This is a genomic window from Paenibacillus algorifonticola (assembly GCF_000971975.1).
Taxonomy (GTDB): domain Bacteria; phylum Bacillota; class Bacilli; order Paenibacillales; family Paenibacillaceae; genus Pristimantibacillus; species Pristimantibacillus algorifonticola.
The window spans coordinates 127,599-149,812 of the sequence record NZ_LAQO01000007.1 but is presented as its reverse complement, the minus strand read 5'-3'; the positions used below and the strand labels follow the sequence as shown (position 1 = coordinate 149,812).

The window sequence follows — 22,214 nt, the reverse complement described above, 5'->3', positions numbered from 1 at the left end:
AACGAAGCCGTTATTTTGCTGATAGGTATCGATAGATAAGCTGCTATCTATGACTGTACCAAACCTTTATTGCTTCTTCAAATGAATGGTAAAGCTATCTCCGGCTTGGCCTCCGAAAACGATCAGCCCGTCTTTCGGCAGCTTCACCGAATTTTCGTTGCTGGCTATTGAAAAGTTTACGATCATTCCTGCTGCATCATACACGGCAAAGCCGCCGCTTGCTGGCACATCAACGGTCATCATTTTATCTGCTGATTTTTTATCTATTTTAAACCATACAGCATGACCGCTCGATGGTATCGTGCTAACCGACGATTTTCCGCTGAAAATAGGTTCGACCGCATCTTCACGGATATAGGAGGAGCCATCGATCATTAAATACTCTTTATTTTTCAAGGTGTAAAAATTCAAGTCAAAGGCATCTCTTCCGTCCATAACCGGAATTTCAGCAACATTGACTGCTGTATTTTCATCCACAATTTTAGTGCCGGATGCATATCCATATTCGGTATTCACAGATACCGTCTTTACGAAATACGACTGCAATAAATAAAAAATAGAAGTTATTTTTTCATTCAAAGGGTAGTAGCTTTTGCCGTTTCTATTTTCCCAAGCCTGTTTCGTTGCCTGCGTTAGAGGATTAGGGTCCAGCTTCTGATAGCTATAAACGACCATGAGCGTTTGGCCGACTCCCGGGAAATTCAAATAGGAGTTAAGCTTTAAATAGGTTTTGCCATTGGTTTGCTGCTCGAAGCTTAAGGTTATGTTGCCTTCCTGGTTTTTGAATTGTCCATTGCCTGTGTATACGTATTTTTGCGCAGGTATAAATCCCCCCAATAAAGCGGGTAAATCAATCTCTCCGTCCTCAATTGCAATATTCATCGTTGACCCCACTGTACCGTAAAATCCAGAATAAGCAAGCTGCTCTGCCGGCATATCCACTTTCACGGAAGGCTCGAAGCTTTTATCGGGTAGGATATCCGGAATAATGTCTTCCGCTTTTAAATATTCTAGCAAAACATTGGTTGCAAAAACGCTATTGTAAAGGGAGCTTCCTCCCGAAGAAAGCACGGCGATGGAAATGTTGTGCTCAGGGAGCGAAATCAGAGCAGCATGATACATCATGGTATCTCCGCCTTTAGAAAGGGCTGTTATTCCATAATCATCAAACGGTGCCAAGCTGACGGCATCCCAGCCAAGACCATAGTTAAAGGTATTGGACTCATCCGAAACCCAGATGCCCTTTTTATACTCATGGCTTTGCATCGCTTTGGCAGATTGTGCGGATAAAATATCGGTACGATTGCCGATTAATACTTCAGCGAATTGATTTAATTCTTCCGCCGTTGAGTAAACGCCTCCTGTCCCAATGACATTGGCGTTTTCGACGGGCATAGCTTGATTCATCGTGGGAAAATACGTTTTTGCCAGCCGCGTCCTATCGAAGGAGTCGAGTGGTGTTTTCGTAGAGCTTAAATTCAGAGGCTTGGCTATACGCTGCTCAATGAATTCGGTATAGCTTAAACCGCTCACTCGTTCGACCAACTGCTCCAGCAGCTGGAAACCATCGTTGCTATATACTGAATATTCGCCGGGAGCTGATTTTAAGCGTTCGGTTTGCAATCTTAACAATAATTTATCATGATTACTTGTGTCATTGTCACCAAACAGCATGCCATTTTCATAGTGAGAACCGTACAGTCCTGCTGAATGATTCATGAGCATACGAGGCGTTATTTGTTTGTAGCGATCATCGGCCATTTTAAAATCCTTGATATACGTCGTCAGCGGTTTATCGATATCGATTTGCTTAGAATCAGCGAGCATCATCGCTGCCGCCGTAACGTACATCTTGCTTACCGAGCCTATTCCAAGCATCGTGTCCTTCGTAATTGGCGCCTTGGTCGCTTTATCATATACCCCCGCGTTATCGGACAGGGTAACGGCCCCCTCATCCAAAATCGCATATTGCAGCCCGCTGACACCGTAATTGGACACGATCTCCGAAGCGAGCTGCTGCGCCTTTTCCTTAACCGTATCCTTAACCGCATCCTTGTTAGCCTGAGCAAAAGTCTGAGTTACAGGGATAATGAACAGCGTAGCAGCCATTAATCCAGCAATCATTTTCTTCATTTTAAAAAACCTCCCCTTAAGTTCTTTACCAAATTTTACTTCCTGCATCTATCTTACTAGGAGGGAGAAGCTTATGGAGCCAATGACCCTGAAACGAAAAAAACAATCCCTAAACAACAAGGTTGTTTAAGGACTGTTCGTTCAAAATGGCAGCATCACCATATTATGAAATCGTTTCGGCTTCGTTTCGATCGTCATATGACCACCATATTTGTCGCATATTCTAGCGATGTTGGTTAATCCAATGCCATGGTATTCCGGGTTTGGCTTCTGGCTATGCAGCGGGGCGGCTTCTGTTTCCATATGATTAAGGATATGGATGAACAGCGCAGACTCATTGGCATGTATATGAATTAGAATGGAGCGATCCTCGGCGATTCTGACCTGTTTAGAAGCTTCGATTGCATTATCCAGCATATTTCCAAGGACGACACATAGGTCATACCGGTCAATCGTTACTTCCTGGGCGTGCAGGTTAAGCTTCGTATCGATTCGTATGCCATTCGCCTGGCCAATCGTAAGCGTATTAGTAACAAGGGCATCGATAACCAAGTTGCCCGTATTTACCCTTTGATAGGCGCCTTCGACTTTGTTTAGCGTTGTCTTAATATGCTCCATGGCTGCCGCCAGCTCATTTCGTTTAATACATTCCTCAATGTACAAAAACTGCTGGTTCGTATCGTGAATAATTCTTTTAATCGATTTGAAGCTATGAACGGTTTTTTCGTAATTGGCATCCTGATAATCCATCTGCTGCTGCAGTTGGGCATTCTCATGCGTAATTTGAAATTTTTCAATGATCGTATCGAAAATATAAATGATCATCACATTGATGAAAAGAAATCCAATGACCGATATGAAATAGTGAATGTTCTTTTCACTATAACTCGTCAGCACATTAAGCTGGTATAGGCTGATTGCAGGGATAATCATAATGAGTAAATAGTAGCGATAATGCAAAGAGAAGCTTCGGTGTTTGGCAATCAGCCGGATCATTTGAATGACTGCAAACATGATGATGCAGGTGAGCAAAGTAGCCTTCGTATATGCGAGCTGATCCTGAGCATTGATAGAATTAAAGTTGCTGAAGTCAACGGAATCCAGTTTATAAAAAATATAAAGCGAGATTAGATTAACGATGGACATTAACACGCCATAAAGGATCGTAAAAATGATTTTGGCTTTTAACTCGACCTTGTAAGACTGAGCCAAGCTAAATATGACAAGCAGCGCTAAAATCGAGGATACTATAGGAGAGATATAAAAAAGTAAATACAGACAATCGAGCACGATAAAAACAATGAAATAAAGGAATCGATAAGGCTTTCTAGTCGGCTTGCCAAAAACCGAATTGAAGAAAAAAGAGATCTGGACGCCCATCACAAGAGCAATGCTTAATACAATAAACAGGTTATCTTGAATCATATTCATTAACCCTCATAATCATAAATTTGGTATAAAAATCTTTCACTTCTTTGATTTTCGAACGGCCGATCGGCAGCTCCAGGCCACTAGACATGAGAACAACCCCGCTCGCAAACTTCTTCACATGGAGCAGATTAATAATAATAGATCGATGGATTTGCAAGAAGTTGCTATCCTTTAAGGCTGCAGCATAGTCGGCAAGGATGCCTTTGCTTTCATAAGTTCCATGTGAGGTTATAAAATTCAGCTTGCTCTTTATCGTCAAGCTTTTGGCCGCTTCAATGCCAATGATGTCATCATATTTTAAAACGACCTCTTCATAGGCCGACTTGATGACCAAAAATTTTTTGTGAAGCGCTTGGAAGTATTGGCATAGCTTCATTATTTTTTCCTCGAGAATCGAAGGGGCTACCGGCTTTAATAAATATTGAAAGGTCATGACGTCAAAGCTTTCGACCATATATTCAGGGTAGCTTGTCAAAAAAACAATTTGCTCATCGAGGCGATTTAACCCTCTTATTTTTCGAGCGGTTTGAATTCCGTTTAGTCCATTCATTTCAACATCCAATATTAAAATATGGAAGGGCGTCTCTTCCCGCTCATAATGAGACAGGAGCTGCTCTCCCGAGCTGAATAATTCGATTTCAAACTCGATATTGGACTTGATCGACAAAGCAATCAGCATGCTTCTAACGAGCTCTCTTTGCTGCTGCTCATCCTCACAAATCGCCACTCTGTACATAAAGGCTACCTCCTTCAGTTCCACTTGTGTCATTCTACGACGGTATTTAAACATCATACAATCTTTTGGCCTTGAATAAACAGCCTTTGGATGAAATGCACATTTGAATCCTTCAAATGGCGTGAATAGGTAATATCCGTTAAATGGGGACAGCATATAAGAGAGATGTCTGCACATCGTTAAGAAAAAGTTAAACCATTCATAAGCAATGGGGCCCTTGTAGTTAAACTGTTTCCTTCATAATAGAAGGAAGGTTAAACTGCAATCAACGAGGCAAGGGTGCTTTGGAGGAAAGGGGAAACGCAATGGCTGCTGCAACGATATTAATGGTTGATGATGAAAAGGAAATATTGAAGCTGATTGAGATTTATTTGCTGAATGAAGGATATAATCTGCTGCAGGCGTCGAATGGATTGGAGGCGCTTGAGCTGCTAAGCAAAAATAGCGTTGATCTCATCATTCTTGATGTGATGATGCCGAAGATGGACGGACTGGAAGCGTGTATGAAAATTCGAGAGGATCACAACATCCCGATTATTATGTTGTCAGCGAAGACGCAAGATATTGATAAAATCGCGGGGCTCAGCATCGGGGCCGATGAATATGTGTCCAAGCCGTTTAGTCCGCTTGTGCTTGTCGCGCGCATTAAGTCCCATTTGCGCCGTTATAATCGGATTAGTACACGGAGGTCGGAGCCCAGCAACGACCAACAAATCGTAATCGATGATCTGGTCATTAATAATGCGACCCATACCGTTACTGTCGATCGGCAAGAGGTGAAGCTAACGCCGCGTGAATTCGCCGTGCTGGAGCTGTTGGCCATTAATCGGGGAATCGTTCTTAGTACGGAACGAATTTACGAGGTAGCATGGAATGAGCCGTTCATGGAATCGAAAAATACGGTCATGGTTCATATCCGTAAAATCCGCGAGAAAATCGAGAAAGATCCACAGCATCCGAAGTTTATTAAAACGGTATGGGGCATCGGCTATAAAATGGAGGCGCTATGAGCAGTGAGCAAATGAGACGCCTCATCTTTTCTACGCTGGGAAGCATCGTAATTACCATAATCGGATTGTTTTTCGCCTATGGTCTCTCAGCTAATTTTCTAATGAATATCGGGCCTTTCCGGCAAACCGTAAGAGGGCTGCAAAATATGGTAGGGACCATAACGCTTGTCATTTTTGCGGCTTTGCTTTTATTTAGCATCTGTTTAATATTTTTTTACAGTCGGGAAACGAAAGCAGCAAATGCCAGTTATCGTCGAAGCTTTGCATCATTTGGAACGGGAAGCTGGCTGTTTCGAACGATTCGCTGGAAGCTCGTATTCGGGTTTTTAGTAAGCCTCGTCATCAGCTTTATTTTATTTGTTTTACTTTATTTTATGGTCGTATTGCTTGCAGAAATAGCGCCGTTAGGAGAGCTCATACGCGGCATTATTGAAACGGCAGGGCGTTTGCCGCTTATCATCGCCACTTGCTTTTTTCTCTTCTTGGTCGTATTTTTCCTGATCAGCAATCAAACCATTCATTATTTAAGGGAAATTACATTCGGTCTCCAACAGATTGCAAATGGGAATCTTAACTATGAGATCGCGGTGAAATCCTCGGATGAATTGGGGGAAGTCGCTTATAACATCAATCAAATGGGCCACAAGCTGAACACGTTAATTGAAGAGGAGCGCAAGGCGGAGAAGACGAAAAATGATTTAATTACAGGGGTTTCACATGATCTGCGCACGCCTTTGACATCGATTCTCGGTTTTTTGGAGCTGATCGAAAATGATCGTTATAAAGATGAGGTGGAGCTTCGTTATTACATTGGAATTGCCTACGAAAAGTCATTAAGCTTGAAAAAATTGATTGATGATTTATTCGAATTTACGCGAGTGAATAACGGCATGCCCTTGGAAAAGCTCGAATTGGACTTAAACGGTTTTATCCAGCAGCTATTAGAGGAGTTCGTTCCGAATCTGGAAGCAGCAGGAATGAAGGGGCGGGCATACCCGGACCCTGCTCCGCTCAAAATTAAGGCCGACGGCGACCGGCTGGTCAGAGCCTTTGAAAATCTGATCATGAATGCGATTCAATACGGGCAGGAAGGCGGTTATGTCGATGTCCGTTTGCGGCAGGAGCATGGTTATGCTGTAGTGGAGGTCGTCAATTACGGCGAGCCAATTCCAGAGAAATATTTGCCTTATTTATTTGAACGCTTCTATCGTGGAGACCAATCCAGGTCTCAGCAGACTGGCGGGACGGGGCTCGGACTTTCGATTGCGAAGAGCATCGTGGAGCTGCATGATGGAACGATTGCGGTAAAAAGCAGGCGAGGCGAGACGGTATTTGAAACGCGATTCCCCTTATATTAATAACGAAAACACAATTGCCTTGTACACGAGGAATTGTGATTTTTGTTTTTGCTAAACAAATGTTAAGAAAGGTTAAGAAATGATAAGCAAATGTTTCGATACTACTAAGCTTATGTTTATGGGCTCATAAGAGAAGCTCTCTATGATAGATTCATACACCTGATAGGGGGATGAATAAGAAGATGAATAAAATACGAGTGGGCGTATTGTTCGGCGGTTGTTCTACGGAATATGAGGTGTCGTTATCCTCAGCCGCCGCTGTCCTGGAGCATTTGAATCGAGATAAATATGAGGTCGTCATGATCGGTATTACGAGAGACGGACGTTGGTATAGATATAACGGTGACATAGCAGATATTCGTGAGGATTGCTGGAGCGGCCAGCCAGATAAATGTATGCCGGCCCTTCTATCACCGAGTAAAGAAACGAGAGGGCTGATTGAGCTTGTTCATACGGAATTCCACATCACCACATTAGATGTCGTATTCCCGGTTTTGCATGGTAAAAATGGTGAAGACGGCACCGTGCAGGGGCTGCTTGAGCTGTCGGGCTTGCCATTCGTAGGCTGTGGCACATTGTCCTCTGCTATTTGTATGGATAAGGCGGTGGCCAAAAATGTAGTCCAAGCTGCCGGGCTGGAAGTGCCGCCTTCGATTACCGTCCTGGCTGGCGATTCCATTGCCGAAGCAGTAAAGGCAGCGGCGAAGCTGGGCTTCCCGCTTTATGTGAAGCCTTCCAGATCAGGCTCCTCCATCGGCATAACGAAAGCCTATACGGAGCAAGAGCTGATTAGCGGCATCGAAGAAGCTTTTACCCATGATGGGAAAATCGTAATCGAGCAGCATGTGATTGGCTTTGAGGTTGGCTGCGCCGTACTTGGCGATGCCTCGCAGCCTATAATCGGCGAAATCGATGAAATTGCGCTGACGGGCGAGTTTTTCGACCATGAAGAGAAATATTCGCTAGGCACAGCAGCCATTCATCTGCCTGCCCGCATCCATAAGGAAATCGCGGACAAAGTGAAGGATATGGCGCTGCGGATTTACAGCGTGCTGGGCTGCAGCGGGCTAGCAAGAGTTGATTTATTTTATGCGAGCGATGGGCGGCTCTTATTTAATGAAGTAAACACGCTGCCCGGTTTCACGGCGCACAGCAGATATCCGAATATGATGAAGCATGCGGGCATTGCCTTTCCTGAGCTGCTGGAGCGTCTCATTGATCTAGAGACAGCAAAGGCCCCATTGTGATGGAGCTACAAATAAGCATAAGCCGCAAGCCCAGCGAGAGGCAGCACGAAAGGCAGCATGAAAGCAATATACAGGTAGGCAGAGACGATGTGCATAAAGGCTGCTTAATCCTTGTGAATCAGGAAAATCCGGTGAGACAGCTTGAGCCAAACCTCGGGGCGTTGTCTTCGCGTATTCGGCAGGCCAGCCATGTGGAGGAGCAGCGCATAACACTGGAGAAAATATGTATCCAGCAATTGTCTGCCCTCCTGGAGGCATGCCAGGCGGAGGATGATATTGCCGCGGTAAGCGGTTATCGCTCAAGAGAAGCACAAGCAAGGATATTTGCCGCTTCGCTAGAGGAGAATGGGGCTGCTTTCACAGCGAGATATGTGGCCATTCCGGGAGCGAGCGAGCACCAAACGGGACTTGCTGTAGATGTAGGTCTGTACAGGGGCGATATCGATTATATACGTCCATCGTTTCCGGATGATGGAGCGAGCGGCAGATTCAAAGCGCTTGCGGCAGAGTACGGTTTTATCCAAAGATATCAGGAAAGCAAGGAAGGGAAAACGGGCATTGCTTGCGAGCCGTGGCATTACCGTTACGTGGGCTATCCGCATTCCATGCTTATGAAGCAGCAAGATTTGTGCCTGGAAGAGTACACGGCATATATCAAGCAATTCGCCTTTAACAACAAGCATCTTTATGTGGAGGGGCGTTCTGCCTTTGCCCAAATCTATTATGTTAAAGCGGAGGAACATATAACTACTGTGCCAATCGTGAGCGGAGATCGCTATCAATTATCCGGCAATAATCAGGATGGCTTTGTTGTGACTGTATTTCATCGGAAAGGCGATGGGAGCTGTGAGTAAATTTGGCTATGGCGGTGTGGACTATTTCAAGCTAGCTGCCGCGCTACTGGTCATTGCCATTCATACGGGGCCCTTAAGCTCCTACAGTCCCAATGCCGATTTTATCGTGACAAGCATCGTGGCACGCCTTGCTGTCCCTTTCTTTTTTATGGCGTCCGGGTATTTCTTCTTCATTAAGCTTACGGGAGATCAAAGAAATGATTGGGCAGCCTTAGGCCGTTTTTCTGGCCATATAGGAAAGCTGTATCTCCTTGCTATTCTTTTATATGTCCCTTTGAATATTTATATGGGCTATTTTACAGAGTCGTTTGGAATCGCGTCCTTGTGGAAGGACATCGTATTTAACGGCACGTTTTACCACCTGTGGTATTTGCCAGCGCTTCTGCTCGGCATGTGGATTGTGTATGTGTTCCATGCCAGGTTGGCACTATGGATCGTGTTAGCGGTGACCGTTATTTTATATGCGATCGCTTTGCTAGAGGACAGCTATGCTGGACTTGCTGAGCAAAACAGCCTGCTGAGTGCCCTGTATACGAAGCTGTTCGACTATACGAGAAACGGGATTGGCTTTGCACCGCTTTATATTGCCCTTGGAGCATGGTCCGCTCAAAAAACGAACAAGCTTGCATGGAAATGGTATGCGGCAGGCTTTCTCGGATCGGTCTGCTTGCTAGTGGCCGAGGGCATAGCCTTAAAAAATGCGGGCTGGCCGCGCCATGACAGCATGTATATCGCTTTGGTTCCTGCTGTGTACAGCTTTTTTCAGCTAGCGCTCCTGCTTAAATGGAAGGCAAGTCCGTTTATTCGGGAATGGAGCATGTGGATTTATATTTTGTATCCCCTGTTCATAGTAGCGGTGCGTGGCATCGCAAAGTTAACGGGAACGGCCGAGCTTTTCATAGGAGACAGTCTTCTGCATTTCCTTGCGGTTACGTTATTATCTATGCTAGTGGCAGCGGGTTTGGTGCTGATTAAGCAAAGGAACAAACCTCGGAAACCCGCTATGCATCGAGCATGGGCAGAAATAAATTTGGATCATTTAGAGCATAATCTCAGGCAATTTAAAAAGATTACCCGAGCAGGCACCCAAATGATGGCGGTTGTCAAAGCGGATGCATACGGTCATGGGAGCATCCCCATTTCAAGGAAGCTTAATGAAGCGGGCGTTCGTTCCTTCGCCGTCGCGGAGATTGATGAAGGCATAGCCTTGCGTAAAAAAGGAATCAAAGGCGATATCCTCATTTTAGGCTATACGCCTTTAAATCGACTTCAAGAGCTGCGCCGCTACAAGCTTGCACAGACCGTTATTAGTGCAGATGATGCGGAGAGGCTTCAAGCTTTTGGGAAGAAAATAAAGGTGCATATTAAAATCAATACGGGCATGAATCGGCTTGGTGAGCATTACAACGACATGGAGCGTATACGGTCGATGTATCAGCATAAAAATTTGCAGGTCATGGGCACATTCAGCCACCTCACGTCAGCGGAAAGCCACCGCAAGGAAGATGTGGACTTTACGAGGCTTCAGTTAGAGCGATTTGACAGCGTGGTCGACCAGCTTACAGCAGACGGCTTCGATTCGGGGATAACCCATATTCAGAGCAGCTATGGCATTTTAAATTATCCTGAACGAGGTTACGGAATTGTAAGGCCGGGTATTGCCCTGTATGGCATACTGAGCCAGGATAACGACCGCGTGCATGCTAACGTCGAGCTGCGTCCGGTTTTGTCTCTGAAGGCGACGGTTACGTTGGTAAAGAGCATTCAAGCAGGCGAGCCCGTCGGATACAATGGCTGCTACACGCCTTCACGAGATAGCAAAATCGCAACGGTATCGATTGGCTATGCAGACGGTATTCCGCGCGAGCTGTCCCAAAAAGGAGGCTGCGTGCTCATACATGGCCAGCGGGCTTTAATAGTAGGGAAAATCTGTATGGATCAGATGATGGTCGATGTTACGGCTATAGCTGACGTTCGTCAGGGAGATACGGCAACACTGATCGGACAAGATGGCGAAGAGAGCATTACAGCCGGCGAAATCGCCAAGCGAGTAGGAACGATAACGAATGAAGTGGTTAGTGCACTCGGCAGCCGAGTGGAGAATGTGTATATTTCTAATGCTGCGGAAGCGGAGAGGGTTAGAGCGGATGCACAAATAAAGGGAAAAACGAAGCTGCTTTATTAATGGTTTGTGGACTGTTCAAAATGAACGGTCTTTTTTATATTGACGAAGGTTACTTCTCTGGGTAAATACATGGCAAGCAGTACTTTTTAAAATGCGATAAGAACGGGCACGGGGATCGACTTTACATAGTGCCTTATCCGTATGAGAGCGCTGTATTGTTAAGGTTTTATATGGCTTGTGCCCATTCTATGGACATGTGTGGGGTCATCCTATAGATTAATACTTGCTTGTTGACTGTTATCACCTCAAGGGGGAGGCCTGCACAGGAGTGTAAAAAGGTATACATGCAGACGGCATAACCTAATTTTCAAGCTCATTTTTTGCATATTTCACTTATCTGGAGGTTTATCACTTGCTAGCTCACACATCAAAGAAATGGTTTCGTTTAGCCTCGATTTTTCCGCTTGCCCTCAGTCTGTTAGGTCAAAGCTTCCCTGCCGCAACCGTTTATGGAGCAGCTGATACGCAAGCGAATGCTAACGGCACGGCAAGTACAGGGAAATGGATGGCAGGTGAATATCACGCACATACTTATCAATCCGACGATGCGCAGCAATCCTTGAAGGACGTGCTTGATTATGCATTTAACAATTATGGCATGGACTGGATGGCCCTTTCCGACCATTTGAGAACATCGAGCCGGGATGACGAGGGAAATACGATATCGGGAGGTCCGATTCCGTTTTCCCAAGGCATTATTCAATATCAGGCGCCGAAAATCAAGCAGCTTCAGGATGCGGGCAATTATCAAAATAAAATTATTTTCTCAGGGTTTGAGTGGGATATGCCAACCTACGATCATGTCGGGGTCGGCATTTTGACGGACGATTCGGGATCGGCTGAAGGCTTGAAAGTGGCGAATCAGTTCGAGTACTTGTTTACGAACCGGGCCGCAAGTATGTTTGATCCGGCGGATGTTGCCGCATGGGACGCGAAAGATAGCCGGGCTTACTCGACATCGAGCGATGCCAGAAAGGCTATTAGCTGGCTGGAAACGAATTATGCGAACACCAGCTACGCCATTTTAAATCATCCATCAAGAAAAACGAATTCCAGCGGCAAAACGATTTACTCGGCTTCGGATATTCGCGATTTCAACAACGCAGCTCCTGACGTCTTTTTCGGAATGGAAGGCATGCCGGGCAACCAGATGGAACCCGATAGAGGTGGTTTGAATCTGACGAATCCGAAGAACAGAACGTATGGCGGCGCAGACTATATGGTTGCCAAACTCGGGGGCGTGTGGGATGCGCTGCTGGGAGAAGGGCGTCGGTTCTGGAATTTTTCCAATTCGGATTCTCATTTCGAAATCAGCGGGAACCGCCAATACTCCAGCGGGTATTGGCCGGGACAATACTCCAAGAACTATACTTGGGTCAATGGCTCCAATATGCAGGCCGTCCTGGATGGCATGCGGTCAGGCAAATCGTTCTCTGTATTCGGCGACTTGATTAACGCGCTGGATTTTCATGTCGACGGCGCCGGAAGCAAGGCAGAAATGGGCGGAAACCTGCAAGTGAAGCAGGGGGACGATATGACGCTTACTATCCGTTTCAAAAGCCCTGACAAAAACAACAACGGAGATGCCGTGCAGGTGGATCACGTGGACCTGATTTCCGGGGATGTAACCGGTAAGGCGCAGCCTGGGACGGATGCTTACAGCAAGGAAACGAACGATTCGGCCCAAGTCGTAGCTACTTTTACCAGCAGTGACTGGACGACGGATGCGGACGGATACAATGTCATTACTTATCATTTGGGTGCTGCGAGCAAGAGCCAATATTTCAGACTACGGGGCACCAATCTTGGCATGAACGTTGATGGGGAAACAAGCAATGGGGAGCCGTTGATCGACCCGAAAACGGACATTGCAGATAACGAAACCAGGTTCACAGAAATCAACAAACGGAACTATAAGGACCTGTGGTTTTATTCAAACCCTATCTTTGTTACCGCCGAGCCTTACAGCGATCTTCAAGCGGTTAATGATACCGCCGCAGCTATTGACTTGGGCGACATAACCGCAGTAGCGTCGGACATCTCCTTGCCGCAATCGGGAGAACACGGAACGTCCATCACATGGTCCAGCTCCAACCATTTGCTGATCGGTGATGACGGTAAGCTGGTTTTCCGTCCTAAAAACGACACGGTGCTCAATTTAACCGCTACAGTCAAGCGCGGTGATTCCAGCGTAGCCAAAACCTTTTATGCGACGGTGAAAGGTGCCGACAATTCGGGTGCATTGCAGCTTCAAGGTACGATGAGTACGGCGGACGGCCAGTCTTATACGAGCGGTGCATGGACGAATCAAAGCGTGACCGCCAGTGTCTATGCCAGCGTATTTTCCCCGCTAATTACTGTTTCAATGCAGCTGTCGACCGATGGCGGGGTGAATTATGAGTCCTACACTGACGGCAGCAAGGTTGCAGTATCGGAAGAAGGTATGCATACGTTATTATTCAAGGCGACGGATAACTTAGGTAATGAGGCTGTCCTTCCGCTCGCAGCCAAAATTGACCGGACGAAGCCGGTTATTACCCTTAAGGGAGAGAGCACCGTTACTTTGACGGCAGGCAATGAGTACAACGAGCAGGGAGCAAGCGCATCGGACAATTTTGGTGTTACAGAGGCGGTAACTGTAACGGGATCGGTGAATTCATCCGTTCCGGGAACCTACACGCTTCATTACAACGCGAAGGATCTAGCAGGGAACGCAGCGGACGAAGTCAATCGTACGGTGTACGTTAATTCCCGACAAAATGATAGCTCCAACGGCAATGGAAATGCGACTCCAGGCACTCCTTCGACCGAATCTCATGCCCTTCCTTCTGTGGAAGTAAAGCTGGATGCCAAGCAGGGCGCGGAAGGCAGCCTTAAAGATGTAGCTGCATTCAAAATTCCTTCCGGAGCTGTTTCTGCGGACGGTAAAGTAAGCGTAGCTGTCGTTGCAGAACAAGAAGTGCAATCGGCCGGAAAGCTGCAAGCTTTGAGTCAAACGGTGGAATTCACCAGCTCTACGGGTCATACTTTCAACAAGCCGGTGGAGATTACCCTTAATTACAAAGCGGATGAGCTGCAGCCAGGATATACCGCCGCAGTCTATTACTACAATGAGCTGCAGAAGCGTTGGATTTATTTGGGCGGAACCGTAAAATCAGATGGAACCGTCCAGGTAAGCGTCAGCCATTTTACGAAATTTGCCGTCTACGGCTACCAACCGGTAGAGTATAAAGATTTGAGAAACCATTGGGCGGCTCAGTACACGGATCGGTTAATCGGGATGAATGTCATTCAAGGGTTCGAGGATCAATCCTTCCGTCCGGAAGATACCGTAACCAGAGCACAATTCGCCAAAATGGTCGCAGCAGCTTTGGGGCTTCAGACTTCCGCGGAAACTACGGAGTTTGCAGATGACAAAGAAATTCCGGCTTGGGCTAAAGCAAGTGTGGCCGCAGCGGTAAAAGCAGGCCTCATTCACGGCTACAAGGAAAATGGCGCCGTGTTGTTTAAAGCGGATCAAACGATCACCAGAGCTGAAATGTCGACGATCATAGCCGGCGCGCTGAGTATGGTGGAGCAGAATACGGCAAACAGCGCCGGACAGGTGCAGTTCCAGGACGCTTCTTCTATCCCAGCTTGGGCTCAACCGTCGGTGAATACAGCGGTGACGGCCGGTATTTTGAACGGATATGAGGATCATACGTTCCGTTCGGGCCAAGCGGCAAGCAGAGCGGAAGCTGCGGCGATGATCTACAAGCTGTTGCAAGCTCTGAATATTTAATTATATCGTGCTAGATTGAAAATACTTACTTTATAAAAGTGGCTTCCGATGTTTCCCCTTCTGGGGGAAGACCGGAAGTCTTTTATTATTTCGATCCATACCTTACGCAGAAAAGGGGATGTACCTCCGTCGATTATGCGAAGCTCTTAATGGCGAGAGGGGCAGATCTAACCGGTACTAGAGATGAACACGATTTTTTAATAAAGGCTGTATTCGTAAAATTTGTCTATTGAAAATGAGCTTGGTATAATTTGCCTATAAATAGAAGCAAAGGGGTGGGGTAGATGAATGCAGCTGATTTAATCATTTTCAATTTTGAAGAAGTTAGACGTAGAAGTATAAAAGTATGGAAGGCTATACCTGAAGACAGGTTAAATTGGAAGCCTGATGAAGAAGCTCTTACTTGTGCTGGAGTGATTAGACATTTATTACAAGGTGAGTTTCTTTTTCACCAGGTTCTTATAGGGAGAGGCGGAAAAGCACTAACTAATTTGTTTAATCCCTTTGAAGCAAAAGAATTCATATCAGTAGATGATGACCTTGAATTTGCACAGCCTTATCGTGAGGAATTCTTGAAATACATCAAAACAATTCATATAAACGACTTAGAAAATATAGAAATAGACCTTTATGATGCAGGTGGCTATATTAGACCACTTGGGGATATGTTATTACGCATTGCTTACCACGAAGCTGTTCACACAGGTCAGTTGTTAGACTATATGAGAACAATGGGAATTGAACGCCCTAAGATATGGGATTGATCGTTTGTGGATTTATTCGTGACTATAGAGGCTCCAATGTTATAATAATAGAAGATGTTAACAATTTTCTAATAGGCATTCTTTTTTATTTCAGCTATTGAAAGAGAGGTTCAGTAATGATTAGAGCAACGGAAAATAATGAATATTATGAGTTGACCAGCCCGACGAGCCTGCCCAAGGCTTCCGGATTTCTCTGGAACGAAAAAATGATGATTCATATGAATTGCCGTGGCTACGCTGTAGCGCAATTTATGCAGCCCGAGCCGGCGAAATATTCGTATGCCCCGAATTTGGAAGCGAAAACGTTTATGCAGCCGGAGCAGCCGTATTATGCTCATCACCCTGGACGTTTTGTTTATATTAAAGATGAAGAGAGTGGAGATATTTTCTCTGCTCCTTATGAACCGGTACGGAAATTGGCGGATAGCTATACGTTTGCCGTGGGCAAGCACGATATTCGCTGGACGATTGAAAGCGATGATATTTCCATTGAGATGAGCCTGCGTTTGCCTAAAGCCGATGCGATGGAGCTATGGCGCATTAAGGTGACCAATCGGTCGCAGAAGCAACGCAAAATCAGCGTCTATCCTTATTTTACGGTAGGCTATATGTCGTGGATGAATCAATCCGGTGCTTACGTAGAGGACTTGCAAGGCATTGTCTGCTCAGCGGTCACACCGTACCAGAAATATCAGGATTACAGTAAAATTAAAACTTACAGAGACAAGACGTTTTTGCTTGCTGATCACAAGCCTGCTGCTTGGGAAGTGAATCATGAAAGCTTCGAAGGCGAAGGCGGTCTTCACTCGCCATCGGCGCTTCAAGGGGAAACATTGTCGGGCGGAGATGCGCGGTATGAAACGCCAGTATGCGCGCTTCAATACAGACTGGAGCTGGAAGCAGGGGCTGAGCAGGAATACCGGTTTATTTTTGGCCCGGCTTTTGATGAAGCGGAGATTGAACAATTCCGCCAGCATTATTTTGTAAAGCGCAATGCCGCCGGACAGGATGGATTCGCCGCAGCCGAGCAGGAATATGCAGCCTATGTCGCGGAAGGACAAGGCAACATTCAAATTCAGACGCCGGACGCCGGACTGGATAACTTCGTCAATCACTGGCTGCCGCGCCAAATGTATTATCACGGCAAAACGAACCGTCTGACAACAGATCCACAGACGCGCAACTATTTGCAGGATAATATGGGCATGAGCTATATTCAGCCGCAAATTGCCAGAGACGCCTTCTTGACGGCGCTGTCGCAGCAGCATGCAAGCGGAGCGATGCCAGACGGCATTATTTTGCACCCGGACGCTGAACTTAAATATATTAACCAGGTGCCGCATACTGACCACTGCGTGTGGCTGCCGGTATGTATGAGCACTTACCTGGATGAAACGAATGACTACAGCATTTTGGAGGAGCAGGTTGCTTTCTCAGACGATGCGAAGACGGCATCTGTGCTGGAGCATATGAACCGCGCGATGAAGTGGCTCATGCATGATCGGGATGAACGCGGGCTGAATTACATCAATCAAGGAGATTGGTGTGACCCGATGAACATGGTGGGCTACAAAGGAAAAGGCGTGTCAGGGTGGCTTACGATTGCGACAGCCTATGCGTTCAAAGTATGGGCCGACATTTGTGAGCAGGGCGGACACGCGGCCATTGCCGCAGAGTTCAGGCAAGCAGCTGACACGACCAACGCTGTAGCGAATGAGTATTTATGGGATGGCGATTGGTACGCACGCGGTATAACAGATGACAATGTAGTATTTGGGATCAGCAAAGATCAGGAAGGCCGGATTTTTATTAATCCTCAAGGCTGGGCACTGATGAGCGGAGCTGCTGATGCAGACAAGCAAGAGCGATTGATTCAGTCGGTTCAGGAACAGCTGGAGACGCCTTACGGCGTGGAGAAGCTGGCGCCGTCTTTTACCGCTATGCGGGAAGATGTAGGCCGGGTCACACAGAAGCATCCGGGCAGTGCCGAGAACGGTGCGGTGTACAATCATGCCGCTGCTTTTTACATCTACGCTTTATACCTGGTGGGGGAGAAAGAGAATGCATACCGGCTGCTGCGAAAAATGATTCCTGGACCCGATTCCGAGGACATCCTCAGACGGGGCCAGCTGCCTGTATTCATTCCGAATTATTATCGCGGTGCGTATAAACAGTTTCCGCGGACGGCTGGACGCTCCAGCCATCTGTTCAATACAGGAACGGTTCCGTGGGTATATCGCTGCTTGATTGACGGGCTGTTCGGCTTGCAAGGCCACGCGCAAGGGCTTCAGGTGCGTCCACAATTGCCTGCTGATTGGAACGAAGCGTCTGTTACGAGGTTATTCCGCGGAGCGGAGCTGCATGTGAATATGAAGCGGGATGCATCAGTTAATGGTGTAAAGGTATATGTAAATGGCGACCTGATTGAAGGCGACATCATTAAGGATGTGCAAGCCGGAGCGAAATACGAAGTGCTGGTGAAGCTGCCTTAGCTGCCGTAGCTGCCTTAGCTTAATGTCCTTTGTTCAGGGGGTTACTCCCAACGAAGATAGACTTGGTGGACACAGCAGCCGCTATTTCAACAGGATCACGGGTTAAGGCGCAGGCTGCGGACTCAGAGGCCGCTAATGCGCTGCAAATGGTCATTTTGACGGGAGGATGAGGGCGATAACGGATTTCCTGTCTGCGTACGGCCTGAAATCGGATCAAAAGCCAGAATAGCGGAACCTCAGTCCTTCAAAAAAAGGAGTGAGCGTCCCGAGCTGCGTGGTCTCAGCAAATCGTCTGCTGCGGGTCCCTAGCCTTGAAGCGTCAGATGAGATTGGCCTCGAATAAGCGCTAAGCAAGTAGCAGCAGCGACGAATGATCGGGCATTGCCTGAATCAACCATAAAATCTGGCATCTTTAACAGCGCATCGGCGTTGTTGAAGATGCTTTTTTTGCTTTCTTTATCATGCTTTTGCCATGAAGAGCTATCAATTATAATGGCTAGCTCTGGCAAATCAAGCATTTCATTGTTATACTGAGTCTGCATCTGTCTATTCCATTGGTTGCACAGCAGGACGGTCAACTAATACAGGCGTAGGAGATGCTTTCTCATTTTTAGCTGGATATATACATCAAGCAACGGTCTCGATTTTGAGCCAACCATAAAGGAGTGATTTTTTGAGCAAGGCGAAGGGCAAGGGCGGAACAGGCAGGGGAACGGACAAGAAGGGCTGGAATCGGTGGCAGGCTAGTGCCAACAAAGCCAAAAACGCGCCTAAGCCTTATAAAAGCAAAGGGACTAAAAATCAGGATGGAGCCGCTGCTTCAAGTACTCAAAAAGGCGAGAAACCCAGTGTTTAGCCCAAAAATAAAAAACATAAACGTTCTATATATTAACGCATAGCATGAATGATGATATTATAGAAGTAACTGAAATCTTGGTCAGCAAGAAGCAGCGCTTTCCAGAAGGTTTTTTTTGAAAATATAAGACTTTATAAGTTTCACACTTATACTGAACTTATATTTCATCGCGAAACGGAAGCTTTGCCGCCAAAGGACGGCTTCAGCCGTTTACGCTTGAATGTTTAAAAGGTTTTTAAAAAGATCAGACTCCATGTATAGGGATTTTGCATGGGCTTGGAGTCGATCGCACAAATTGAAGGAGTGGTAATCTGAGAAAGCAAAAACCAATGTCATTTGACGACCTGCTGAAGGAACTGCAGGGACAGAAAACAAACCAGGAAGATCCGAACGAAGTTTCATTAAACGAGCTGTTTAATGATGCATTTATGAGCAAGCATTCCAGCAGCAGCAGCTTTGGGCAGTTTTTGGAGAAAGGCAACTTTCAAGCAGAGACGCATGAGGAGATCGACAACATTCCTGACGAGCTGTTTGATCGCCATGTTGCACGCGAGACCGAGTTTGCAGATTGGAAATCCATGCTCGATACAGCCACGAAAACTTACAAAGGCAAAGCGTAAACGTCAACATGAAATAGGCTGTTAATGGATAGATGAGATGAACCCACACGCCATGCTTGGTGAGTTCGTCTCATTAATTTGGCCTATTCTATTGCACAGAGCGGGCGAGGCGAAAGCCAAGGTCGTCGATGCAAAAGGATGGATGACTGCGACGCCTGCACGTAGCCCCACAGCCCCGGGCCTCTTCAGCCCAACTGCCACCGCGGAAAATACGGTACGGTCCATATACTTCCGCATCATATAAATCCCAGCACCATTCCCACGTATTCCCGAGCATATCGTAAAGTCCCCATGCGTTAGGTTCCTTCTGCCTCACCTCGTGAGTGACGCCCTCTGAATTTTCATTAAACCAAGCAATTTGATCGAGCTCTCCGTATCTATAGCCTGAAGTATCTGCTTTACAAGCGTATTGCCACTCTGCTTCTGAAGGCAGGCGATAACCATTGGCATTCCAGTCACAGCTTACCTCTTCCCCATCGTCCCTTAAATCGATTTCACCCGCTTGTATTTTGACCATGGGATAATCCATAGAACGCTTTATTTTCTCGGGCATACTCCATTCCTTTCCTCTGTATCATTTGTATTTTCAATCCATCAAGACATTGTGACCTTTCTGTAGGCACGAGGCGTACAGCCAACTTCCCGTTTAAACATGCTGCAAAATTGCGCGTCATTAGCAAAGCCTGCATCGGCGGCAATTTCAGAAATATGCATCTGGGTATCTGTAAGCAGCGATTTTGCATATTCCAGACGCTTTAGCAAAATGTATTGGAGAGGCGCGATGTTGTAGCGTTCCTTAAAAAGATGGCGGAAGCGGTCATAGCTGTAACCGGACATGTCAGCTAGCAGCTCAACGGTGAGCTTCTGCTTATAATGATCATCCATATATTGCAGGACATATTTGACCCGGTCTTCTGACGGATGGGGTGTTTTGCGGTTACCAAATATTTGCTGAAGCGGTGGAAGCAGCTCATTGAGGAGAGCATTCAGTGATTCGCTGTCGGTTCTCGGGCGGATGAAAAATTCCTCTTTGATACGCCATAAATGCTTTAAAATCGTATGGCTTACATCGTCGTCATAAACGCCGCTTAATCCTTTTAATTCCGCATCAGGAGCGTTAAAACCGATGAACAGCACCTCGCCCTCGAGCTCATGAATCTCGCTATGAATATGCCGGGGAGCGATGAGGGCAATCGTATGCTCTTTAAAGCGATATTTCCGGCCTGCAATTACGGTAGGACCGGTCCCGCGAATATAATAAACAAGCTCGTAGCATTCATGCTGATGAGGAGGGATGTTAGTATTTCTCTCATGTATGTCATTTGCTAAATACAATAATCGATTCATAACAGCCCTCCTTCGCGTTATATAGCCGAATCGTATAAAAAGTTGACCGAATCGAGATAATTATTTGATTTCGAATTTGTTATGATCGTATCATCCCGAACAAGCTATTCAGAAAGCGTACCTTTATTATAACCTATTTATTTTCTACATTACACTTGGGGTAAGCATTCTTTTCAGGACAGCAAGCGCGGGCGGCTGGTTTCAAAGTGAACACGACTTTTAATCGACAGAGAGTGGGGGAACAGAGAATGAAGAAAAATGTGATGGCATTACTCATGGTTTCGGTTCTATTGGTGCTGGCAGCTTGTGGTGGAGGAAATACAGGGACAAGCAGCGGCAATTCAGCAGGCTCAGGCAATACAAGCGGGGACAAGAAGCTGAAGGTTGTTCTGCTCGTACCGGGCACACTTGGCGATAAATCCTTCTTTGATGCAGCGAACAAGGGATTGACACTTGTTAAATCCGAACTGGGCGCCGACACGAAAGTTATTGAAATGGGAACAGACAAAACGAAGTGGGAACCTACTTATCAAGATATAGCAGCGCAGGACTGGGATATTATCATCTCCGGCGGATCTGAAATTACCGAGATGTTTAATGCAACCGCAGAAACGTATCCTGACAAAAAATTCATCAACTACGACACGGATATTGAAGAGACACCGGCTAACGTATATGCGATGTCTTACGCAACGAACGAGGTTTCCTTCCTTGCTGGCGCAGTAGCTGCGATTGCGACGAAATCCGATATTCCAAATGCGAACAAGGATAATGTGATTGGCTTTGTCGGCGGAATGGACATTCCCGGCATTAATGCGTTCCTGGTTGGTTATATCCAAGGCGCGCAATACGTCGATCCTGCCATTAAAGTAGCCGTTTCCTATGCGGGCGATTTCGTTAACCCGGCGAAAGGCAAGGAGCTGTCGCTGATCCAGTACAACTCCGGTGTTGACGTTATTTTCAACGTGGCTGGCGCAACGGGCCTAGGCATCTTCGATGCAGCGAAAGACAAGAAGCGTTACGCGATTGGTGTTGACTCCGACCAAGGCTCCCTGCTTCAGGAAACGGATAAAGAAAAAGCGGATCTGATCATGACGTCTGCTATCAAAAAAATCGACACCTCTATTCTTGGCGCAGTGAAGAAAACGCAAGAGGGCACGCTCGAATATGGACAACGCCAAGTGCTCAGCTTTGATCAAGAGGGAGTAGGCATTGCTGAAAATGACATTTACAAATCGATCTTCACGGCAGACATGCAGAAGCAAGTGGAAGACATCAAGCAAAAGCTGGCTAAACAAGAAATTAAAGTAGACAACGCGATGGGCATGGAAACTTCGCAAATCGAGGCCATCCGCAACGCCGTTAAACCATAATAACGATCCGCAAGGTTTAGTGCAGTT

Annotated in this window: 16 protein-coding genes and 1 pseudogene; 11 read left to right on the top strand and 6 right to left on the bottom strand. The window is 46.4% G+C overall.

What is annotated here, in order from left to right:
- Positions 1–66 precede the first annotated feature (66 nt).
- From WH37_RS15580 to WH37_RS15570, 3 genes are all read right to left on the bottom strand, one after another.
- Complete coding sequence (locus WH37_RS15580; RefSeq protein ID WP_046231520.1) at positions 67–2,133, bottom strand: serine hydrolase domain-containing protein; 2,067 nt, start codon at positions 2,131–2,133, stop codon at positions 67–69.
- Positions 2,134–2,274: 141 nt separating this feature from the next.
- Positions 2,275–3,558: an ATP-binding protein gene (locus WH37_RS15575; protein ID WP_046231519.1), complete on the bottom strand. Its 1,284-nt coding sequence runs from the start codon at positions 3,556–3,558 to the stop codon at positions 2,275–2,277.
- Positions 3,545–4,300, bottom strand: coding sequence for a LytR/AlgR family response regulator transcription factor (locus WH37_RS15570; protein WP_046231518.1), 756 nt, complete (start codon positions 4,298–4,300; stop codon positions 3,545–3,547). The genes WH37_RS15575 and WH37_RS15570 overlap by 14 nt, the downstream gene beginning before the upstream one ends.
- Before the next feature lie 305 nt (positions 4,301–4,605).
- Between WH37_RS15570 and WH37_RS15565 the strand changes: the two genes are divergently transcribed.
- The 8 genes from WH37_RS15565 (at position 4,606) to WH37_RS15530 (ending at position 17,991) form a co-directional block, all read left to right on the top strand.
- Complete coding sequence (locus tag WH37_RS15565; RefSeq protein WP_046231517.1) at positions 4,606–5,310, top strand: response regulator transcription factor; 705 nt, start codon at positions 4,606–4,608, stop codon at positions 5,308–5,310.
- Positions 5,307–6,668 (top strand): sensor histidine kinase, encoded by a 1,362-nt coding sequence (locus WH37_RS15560; protein WP_231594247.1) that lies wholly within the window; start codon positions 5,307–5,309, stop codon positions 6,666–6,668. Before WH37_RS15565 ends, WH37_RS15560 begins: the two co-directional genes overlap by 4 nt.
- Positions 6,669–6,850: 182 nt before the next feature.
- Complete coding sequence (vanG, locus tag WH37_RS15555) at positions 6,851–7,915, top strand: D-alanine--D-serine ligase VanG (RefSeq protein ID WP_046231516.1); 1,065 nt, start codon at positions 6,851–6,853, stop codon at positions 7,913–7,915.
- 113 nt (positions 7,916–8,028) lie between these two features.
- The gene (locus WH37_RS15550) at positions 8,029–8,769 is read left to right on the top strand and encodes a D-alanyl-D-alanine carboxypeptidase family protein (RefSeq protein WP_231594246.1); all 741 of its coding nucleotides are present in this window, start codon (positions 8,029–8,031) and stop codon (positions 8,767–8,769) included.
- Positions 8,753–10,954, top strand: a complete 2,202-nt coding sequence (gene vanT / locus WH37_RS15545; RefSeq protein ID WP_063838027.1) for a serine racemase VanT catalytic subunit — start codon at positions 8,753–8,755, stop codon at positions 10,952–10,954. The genes WH37_RS15550 and vanT overlap by 17 nt, the downstream gene beginning before the upstream one ends.
- A 352-nt stretch (positions 10,955–11,306) precedes the next feature.
- Entirely contained in the window at positions 11,307–14,735 is a 3,429-nt protein-coding gene (locus WH37_RS15540; protein ID WP_063838026.1) for an S-layer homology domain-containing protein, read from the top strand.
- A 284-nt stretch (positions 14,736–15,019) separates the two neighbouring features.
- Positions 15,020–15,499: a DinB family protein gene (locus WH37_RS15535; RefSeq protein WP_046231514.1), complete on the top strand. Its 480-nt coding sequence runs from the start codon at positions 15,020–15,022 to the stop codon at positions 15,497–15,499.
- Between the two features lie 116 nt (positions 15,500–15,615).
- On the top strand, positions 15,616–17,991 hold the full coding sequence (locus WH37_RS15530) for a GH36-type glycosyl hydrolase domain-containing protein (protein ID WP_046231513.1): 2,376 nt from the start codon (positions 15,616–15,618) through the stop codon (positions 17,989–17,991).
- A gap of 305 nt (positions 17,992–18,296) precedes the next feature.
- Here WH37_RS15530 and WH37_RS15525 read toward each other — a convergent pair whose 3' ends face one another.
- A complete protein-coding gene (locus WH37_RS15525; protein ID WP_046231512.1) occupies positions 18,297–18,533 on the bottom strand; it encodes a hypothetical protein in 237 nt (78 codons plus the stop codon).
- Between the two features lie 131 nt (positions 18,534–18,664).
- Here WH37_RS15525 and WH37_RS15520 point away from each other — a divergent pair, with 131 nt between their 5' ends.
- Positions 18,665–18,847, top strand: coding sequence for a DUF3934 family protein (locus WH37_RS15520; protein WP_046231511.1), 183 nt, complete (start codon positions 18,665–18,667; stop codon positions 18,845–18,847).
- 329 nt (positions 18,848–19,176) lie between these two features.
- Positions 19,177–19,467: a hypothetical protein gene (locus WH37_RS15515; RefSeq protein ID WP_046231510.1), complete on the top strand. Its 291-nt coding sequence runs from the start codon at positions 19,177–19,179 to the stop codon at positions 19,465–19,467.
- An 88-nt stretch (positions 19,468–19,555) separates the two neighbouring features.
- Here WH37_RS15515 and WH37_RS15510 read toward each other — a convergent pair.
- Together WH37_RS15510 and WH37_RS15505 are read right to left on the bottom strand one after the other, a co-directional pair.
- A pseudogene (locus WH37_RS15510) lies at positions 19,556–19,954 on the bottom strand (formylglycine-generating enzyme family protein); the annotation flags it as partial.
- Between the two features lie 107 nt (positions 19,955–20,061).
- Positions 20,062–20,814, bottom strand: coding sequence for a helix-turn-helix domain-containing protein (locus WH37_RS15505; protein ID WP_046231508.1), 753 nt, complete (start codon positions 20,812–20,814; stop codon positions 20,062–20,064).
- Positions 20,815–21,062: 248 nt separating this feature from the next.
- Between WH37_RS15505 and WH37_RS15500 the strand changes: the two genes are divergently transcribed.
- Positions 21,063–22,187: a BMP family ABC transporter substrate-binding protein gene (locus WH37_RS15500; RefSeq protein ID WP_046231507.1), complete on the top strand. Its 1,125-nt coding sequence runs from the start codon at positions 21,063–21,065 to the stop codon at positions 22,185–22,187.
- Positions 22,188–22,214: the final 27 nt, after the last annotated feature.

Coding starts and splice junctions, on each gene's coding strand:
- WH37_RS15565 (WP_046231517.1), top strand. CDS start 4,606: ATGGCTGCTGCAACGATATTAATGGTTGATGATGAAAAGGAAATATTG.
- WH37_RS15505 (WP_046231508.1), bottom strand. CDS start 20,814: ATGAATCGATTATTGTATTTAGCAAATGACATACATGAGAGAAATACT.
- WH37_RS15535 (WP_046231514.1), top strand. CDS start 15,020: ATGAATGCAGCTGATTTAATCATTTTCAATTTTGAAGAAGTTAGACGT.
- WH37_RS15500 (WP_046231507.1), top strand. CDS start 21,063: ATGAAGAAAAATGTGATGGCATTACTCATGGTTTCGGTTCTATTGGTG.
- WH37_RS15570 (WP_046231518.1), bottom strand. CDS start 4,300: ATGTACAGAGTGGCGATTTGTGAGGATGAGCAGCAGCAAAGAGAGCTC.
- WH37_RS15530 (WP_046231513.1), top strand. CDS start 15,616: ATGATTAGAGCAACGGAAAATAATGAATATTATGAGTTGACCAGCCCG.
- WH37_RS15525 (WP_046231512.1), bottom strand. CDS start 18,533: ATGCAGACTCAGTATAACAATGAAATGCTTGATTTGCCAGAGCTAGCC.
- WH37_RS15580 (WP_046231520.1), bottom strand. CDS start 2,133: ATGAAGAAAATGATTGCTGGATTAATGGCTGCTACGCTGTTCATTATC.
- vanG (WP_046231516.1), top strand. CDS start 6,851: ATGAATAAAATACGAGTGGGCGTATTGTTCGGCGGTTGTTCTACGGAA.
- WH37_RS15575 (WP_046231519.1), bottom strand. CDS start 3,558: ATGATTCAAGATAACCTGTTTATTGTATTAAGCATTGCTCTTGTGATG.
- WH37_RS15560 (WP_231594247.1), top strand. CDS start 5,307: ATGAGCAGTGAGCAAATGAGACGCCTCATCTTTTCTACGCTGGGAAGC.
- vanT (WP_063838027.1), top strand. CDS start 8,753: ATGGGAGCTGTGAGTAAATTTGGCTATGGCGGTGTGGACTATTTCAAG.
- WH37_RS15515 (WP_046231510.1), top strand. CDS start 19,177: ATGTCATTTGACGACCTGCTGAAGGAACTGCAGGGACAGAAAACAAAC.